The organism is Paenisporosarcina sp. TG20 (assembly GCF_000286315.1).
GTDB lineage: Bacteria > Bacillota > Bacilli > Bacillales_A > Planococcaceae > Paenisporosarcina.
In genome coordinates this window covers 1-2078 of record NZ_ALJG01000083.1, presented here as the reverse complement: position 1 = coordinate 2078, position 2078 = coordinate 1, and the positions used below count along the sequence as shown (strand labels likewise).

The 2078-nt window shown below is 34.4% G+C and carries 2 protein-coding genes; both read right to left on the bottom strand.

The window, feature by feature from the left end; all coding sequences use genetic code 11:
* Positions 1 to 465: 465 nt before the first annotated feature.
* Positions 466 to 699 carry a glutaredoxin family protein gene (locus B371_RS0100555; protein WP_019412411.1) on the bottom strand — a complete coding sequence of 78 codons (234 nt, stop codon included), beginning with the start codon at positions 697 to 699 and terminating at the stop codon, positions 466 to 468.
* Positions 699 to 1964 (bottom strand): RNA polymerase factor sigma-54, encoded by a 1266-nt coding sequence (gene rpoN / locus B371_RS0100550; RefSeq protein ID WP_019412410.1) that lies wholly within the window; start codon positions 1962 to 1964, stop codon positions 699 to 701. Before rpoN ends, B371_RS0100555 begins: the two co-directional genes overlap by 1 nt.
* Between the last annotated feature and the right edge of the window lie 114 nt (positions 1965 to 2078).

Genomic DNA, 2078 nt, shown 5'->3' with positions numbered 1-2078 from the left:
CGCAAGCGACTGCGGGGTCTCAACTGGCCTCGCTTTTCCCGCCGGAGTCGCCACCTTCCACTACAATCATTCTCCTTTCAATCAACAGTGATAACAATATAGTTTTAAAAATAAAAATAAAAAATAGTTCTATCTTGTAAAAATGAATGTACTCACACCTATATTAAACAAGAATATATCACTGAATAAAATTACTTCGACTGTGAAGAAATCACGACTTTATATTAAGAATTAACGAGAGTTACATCAAGGAAATTATGTTATAGCATGTTAGTCTCTATATACTAAAAACACCATTAACACTGGGTTCTTGGCACATCAATTCTCTATACTTTCTATGTTTTAAAAAAACAGGAAAAGTTTGCCCGGTTTTCTTTTGTCTATATGAAATTTGTTATTTTAATTTTCCTAATAGTGCTATCACTAACCCATTAAGGTAATTTATCAATTCACTTTAAATGATGATTAAGAAGTAAACGCCTCTAATAAAGTAGCGTAATCAATTCGACCTTCTTGAATTATTTTTCCTTCACTCTCAATCACGGGTATACGAAGAAAATATTTCTCGTGTATTTCATCGTCTTCCTCAATATTAATCTCTTCAATATCCAGATATACATCTTCCTTCACAAGTTGCAGCATTAACCGCGCATCGTCGCATAAAGGGCAGTTGTTTCGAGAATATAACTGAACTTTCATTAAATCTCCTTCCTTTCAAACCTCTTTCGTTTTGTAGAACTTAATATTCCTAGTTGATCTCGATATTTTGCAATAACGCGTCTAGACAAATGAATTCGTTCTTGTTTAAGCATGTCCACAATTTTCAGGTCAGATAAAGGATTGCTTTTATTTTCTTGTTGGATAAAAAATTGGATACGAGCTTTCACATGAGTGGCCGAAATATCGTCAGTCGAGGGTTGTGAGAAAAAGGACTTTAACGATACAACTCCAGATTTAGTCTCTAAATATTTGTCGCGTACAGCCCGACTCACTGTTGATTCATGTAAGTTAAGTACCTCCGCTAGATCAGTCATCGTCAACGGAATTAAGAATTGAGAGCCAAGTGTAAAGTATCTGTGCTGCCTATGTACCACTTCGTAAATGATTCGTTGTAAAGTTGATTTACGCCACTTTAGTTGACTAGCTAAATTAGTTACTTCATTTGATTTCTGTTTCACATATGCCATAGCTGAGGAGTCAATTAGCACCGGTAATCCATGTAAGTATTCTTTGTCTATAGTTATTTGTGGGAAAGCATGTCCATAATAGTTGATAATAAGTTCCTCTTTTTCAAATAACACAATGGCATCTGCTCGAATATACCTAGGGTTTTGCACTTTTATTTGTTGCATAGGAGATAATGAGAAGTTGCCTAAAGTATCTGAAATTTGTTGTATCTCTTCTAATGACATAATCATTTTTTTAGATAGTTCTTTCCACCTTTTTGTTATAAAAAGATCAAAATAATTTGTGATAATATCTATTGTTTGCAACGAGAAACCATGATATATTGCTTGTAAAATAAGTGCGTGTTTCTTAGAAAATGCTCCAATTCCTACCGGTTCAAATTGTTGGATTACATCAATAGCTTCCTCTATTAGAACTACTGGCTTGTTTGTCCACTTTGCATACTCTTCAAGTGTCGCAGTTAGAAAACCATCTTCATTTAAATCATCAATAAGCCAACGTATCAAACGTGCAAGTTCATCGCTTAATTGAAAATCAAGCATTTGAGAGTAAAGCATATCCTTATGGGAACTTTGACTCTCTATTTGTTGTAAACTATGTGTTGACGTTAGTATTGGACCTTTTGATCGTACTTTTAAACAAGGGTTCTCTTGTTGTTTCTCCACTAGAAAACATTCCAGTTCATATGTAGAAAAATTCAGGATTTCAAGTGATTGTCGCAACGATTGAGTCATTGCTAATGTTTGAATTTGCTTTTGACTTAAGCGTTGCTCCATTAAAGATTCACTCCTTTGTTTACACTTACCGGTTTTCTATAGCGAGATATGTAAGAAAAACCGGGCAAAGTACGCCCGGTCCTTAAAGAAAATACACAGTATCAACTTTGGTTT

Coding starts and splice junctions, on each gene's coding strand:
- B371_RS0100555 (WP_019412411.1), bottom strand. CDS start 699: ATGAAAGTTCAGTTATATTCTCGAAACAACTGCCCTTTATGCGACGAT.
- rpoN (WP_019412410.1), bottom strand. CDS start 1,964: ATGGAGCAACGCTTAAGTCAAAAGCAAATTCAAACATTAGCAATGACT.